General features: G+C 38.8%; 4 protein-coding genes. 1 reads left to right on the top strand and 3 read right to left on the bottom strand.

Annotation, left to right across the window (positions count from 1 at the left end; all coding sequences use genetic code 11):
* Positions 1-797: DUF932 domain-containing protein (locus RM529_RS16300; RefSeq protein ID WP_311485800.1), on the top strand; the 797-nt coding region annotated here is incomplete at its 5' end.
* Positions 798-1,134: 337 nt separating this feature from the next.
* Here the strand turns inward: RM529_RS16300 and RM529_RS16305 are convergent.
* From RM529_RS16305 to RM529_RS16315, 3 genes are all read right to left on the bottom strand, one after another.
* Entirely contained in the window at positions 1,135-2,049 is a 915-nt protein-coding gene (locus tag RM529_RS16305) for a helix-turn-helix domain-containing protein (protein WP_311485801.1), read from the bottom strand.
* Positions 2,050-2,380: 331 nt separating this feature from the next.
* Entirely contained in the window at positions 2,381-3,091 is a 711-nt protein-coding gene (locus RM529_RS16310) for an SDR family NAD(P)-dependent oxidoreductase (RefSeq protein ID WP_311485802.1), read from the bottom strand.
* A 253-nt stretch (positions 3,092-3,344) separates the two neighbouring features.
* Positions 3,345-3,554: a hypothetical protein gene (locus RM529_RS16315; protein WP_311485803.1), complete on the bottom strand. Its 210-nt coding sequence runs from the start codon at positions 3,552-3,554 to the stop codon at positions 3,345-3,347.
* Positions 3,555-3,857: the final 303 nt, after the last annotated feature.

Genomic DNA, 3,857 nt, shown 5'->3' on the forward strand with positions numbered 1-3,857 from the left:
CATCAGAAATGAAATCCTTGAAAAGCCTGACTCAGATGGAATCCCGAAGAGGACTTGAAAATGCCATAATTTCGAATGGCAAAATTGTCAACGTGGTATCGAACAGCTACGGCCACGTACCGAACGAACTGTTCTTTAAGAAAGCAGAAGAAATGTTGACCGGTGCTGGATTGAACTATCAGAAACGAACAATCAACAGGAATGATAGGTCGTTCGTTACCGACTTTATCATCGACGACAACAGCCAATTTTCGGTCAAGAATGAAAAAGACCTGATACTGCCGATGCTGCGGTTTAAGAATTCCTATGATGGTAGCGAAAAAACGTCTGGGCATTTTGGATTTTACCGTCAGGTATGCTCCAATGGACTGCACGTTTCACAATCGGAAATTGAGTTTTCCATCAAGCACAGTAAGAACAATACCGACCTGATAATGCCAAGGTTGAACAATTTGTTCGACAAATTCGTGGATAATGAATTTTATAGCATTACCAAGAAGTTCGACAGAATGAGAGAATTTCAAATCATCGACAACAAGGAATTTGTGAAGGCAATCTTGGAAAGCACGAAATTGTTCCGTTACGAATGTAGCGATAAGAACGATGATCCTTCAAAGAAGTCCCGGGAAGTACTTGAAGTTCTAGATAATGAAGCATTGTTACTTAATGAAAAACCTAATTTATGGATAGGCTATAATGCTTTTAATCAAATGCTTCACAATACATTGAAGAAAAGCTTTTCACAACAGGAACGCTTGGACAAAAAACTGTTCGATGCCGTTTATGAAATGGCTTAATGTCAACAAAGGTTTGTCCGGTACCTTAAACTGGATTTTTTTTATTTTGAGCAAAAGAGTTTATTTGGAAAGTTAGCTTTGCAATCCCACTCAGCACATTCCCCTAAATTCCGCAGAAAAAGCTCCATTCCGGGAAAAGCGCTTCATTAAAAAGGTCTTGGACACAACTCCAAAGCTTCCGCTTCCCATTCCACTTGTCCGCCCATTCCCGATAAAAGTCGAGAAGCGGCCAAACTCCATTCCCATCTACACCTTTAAAGTCAAGTCCGCTTTAAATCCTACTTCAAGAGGATAATCTGCTATCATAGGATTTCATATCATTTAGTTTTTCTTTTTATCAAATGAAAGATTTTCTGAACTTCATAGGGGAAAGCTTTGTTTTCGATTTGAAAAACTTACTAAAGGATTGAGGATGTTCAAATCCCAAATCATACGCAATCTCACCAATGGTTAAATCGGTTGCCGAAAGTTTTTCCCTTGCTTTCTCTATGAGTTGTTCCTGAATATGCTGCCGCGGACTCCGTCCGGTCAACGTTTTCAACAAAGTACTTAAGTAGCTTGGCGAAAGGTTCAAGCTTTCTGAAATAAACTGAACTGTCGGCAGCCCTTTTATTACCAAATCTTCGTAATTGAAATAATTGTTAAGTATTTCTTCAAATCGATTTATAACTAGATGATTTGCTTTTTTTCTGGTCAGGAACTGACGCTCATAGAAACGTTCCGAATAACCAAGCAGCGTATTTATCTGAGAAATGATTATGTTTTGACTAAACTTATCTATGTTGGGATCGTATTCCTGCTGTATATTTTGAACAATATTACCGATTTTTGCCTCTTCATTTTCTGATAGAAAAAGTGCTTCGTTCACTGTATAGTTAAAAAATTCAAATTGCTTAATTTCCTTATTTAAAGCAGTATTCCTAAGAAATTTTGGATGAAATTGTAGCATCCACCCAGATCGTTCATTTCCGGACCTGGTTTCAGGTTCAATCCTGAACACTTGATTGGGTGCAATGAAAAACATTACCCCATCATCAAAATCATATTCCTGTTGACCATATTTCATTTTGGCATTCAGACCTCGCTTAATAGCAATCTGGTAAAAATCAAAAATCCAGTTTATTTTATCTGAATTGGGAGGGATTTCAATGGCACTGTAATCTACGATACTTATAAGGGGATGATCGGGTTTGGGAAGGCCGGTAATTTGATGGAATTCGCTGATGGTCTTTACACGGTGAATATTTGACATTTTTCAATAATTTTTTACTCCTCAAAACTTTGCAAATATACTCAAGTCCAATCTTTAAAAAACAAAGCTGATAGTTACGTTTCCATCTATTTTATTGGCCATCCCATTTTCGGACAACTATTTATAGGGCTCTCCGCATCGATCTAATAGGTCTTGAAATTATTTTTTGATTGTTCTTAAAGGAGCGTGTTATTATAATTAATGCAATACCTCGTGGAAATCCTAAAATACCCATTATTTTGATTCTCGTTTACTTTTTTTTTTCAAAGGTTGTGCGTCCCTGCAAACGTATTTTATTGCGATCTTTTCCTATAATTCATACAATACTATCTTACCAAGGGACATTGCCCTGTTCCCCGTAGAATTTCCCGGTTGTAAATCCATCTGATTCGGTGGCTACTTTAACAATGGGCCTCGCGCCCTCTTCAACGGTTTTGGTTCCTTGATGGTCGTTCAGGTCGGTCGCTGTATAACCGGGTGTAACGCTATTTATCCTGAATGGTGTATCCTCTAATTCGTTATTGAGCATAACCGTAAATGCGTTCAATGCAGTTTTTGAACTACCGTAGGCGCCCCAAACTTCCAGATTGGGGTCTTTGCCTGCTGAAGCGTGTATGGCTAGGGAGCCAACCTCGCTTGAAACATTTATGATCACTGGGTTCTTGGATTTCTCGAGCAGAGGGAGCATTTCATATGTGGTCTGCACCGGCCCAAAGAAATTGGTGTTGAATATTTTACGTAAAATTTCTACATTACCGGTAGAGAACTTTTGAGGCTGATCTCCGCTAATACCCGCGTTGTTGATCAATATGTCCAAAGCTTCAAGCTTTGAATCAAGTTCCATCCTTGCCCGTTTTACAGATTCAATAACGGTTATATCAATTTCAATACACTCCACATTATTTGATCCGGTCTTTTTCAAAAGTTCTACGGCCTTCATCCCTTTTTGTTTATCCCTGCTCCCGATATAGACATAATAACCGAGTTCTGCCATTTGTTTTGCCGTTTCAAGACCAATTCCTTTGTTGGCCCCTGTTATCAATACTGTTTTCATAATACATTTTTTTTGTTGGTGCAAAGGTTAGTATTCATTGATTAATAGATTTAGCTCGACTTGCTTTTTTTATAGCTGAACTTGAGGTATTTGTTTTATGCTAAATTAAAGGTCTCTCTAAATTTAAAAGATTTTTACTCATTAACATTTCACAAAAAAAAACTACATTCCCATCTACACCTTTGAAGTCAAGTCCGCTTTAAATCCTTTTTCAAGAACATAATTCGTTTTCACAATCCGTTCAGCACATTGCCGCTCCATTCCGCGCCCGCCTTCCGAAGGGGCAGGAATCGCTCCATTCCGGGCAAAGAGCTTCCCTAAAAAGGTCTTGGACACCATCCCCGATTGCTACTTTCCATTCCGCTTGCCCTTCCCGCGCTGCCGGGAAGCGCACTCCATTCCAATACGAAACCGTGAACGGAGTCCGCCTGATAGGAATTCCATTTATCATTTAGTCCCGCTTCCTATGTTTTTATACTTCACAAAAGGCATTTAGACCTACTCCCGAGCCACCGCTGTCCCAACCGTTTTTTTGTAAGCAAAATACCAACATTTGGAAGTTAAACGGAGTGCATAACCGGTCGTGCCTCCCTTTTATAACTCCTTATTAATTCCAAATATTGAAAATGTATCAGCAACAAAAAAAGGTAACAGCGGACGGCTCTATGGGAAGTAAATCTAAACCGAATAGTATGAAATCTTACAAAAACATCAAAAAGGAAGCGGGACTAAAAAAACAAAAAAGGAAAACGCT

Source organism: Autumnicola edwardsiae, from assembly GCF_031846505.1.
Taxonomy (GTDB): domain Bacteria; phylum Bacteroidota; class Bacteroidia; order Flavobacteriales; family Flavobacteriaceae; genus Autumnicola; species Autumnicola edwardsiae.

Bases quoted from the DNA above. Each gene is read 5' to 3' on its own strand.
- RM529_RS16305 (WP_311485801.1), bottom strand. From the start codon at position 2,049: ATGTCAAATATTCACCGTGTAAAGACCATCAGCGAATTCCATCAAATT.
- RM529_RS16315 (WP_311485803.1), bottom strand. From the start codon at position 3,554: ATGATAAATGGAATTCCTATCAGGCGGACTCCGTTCACGGTTTCGTAT.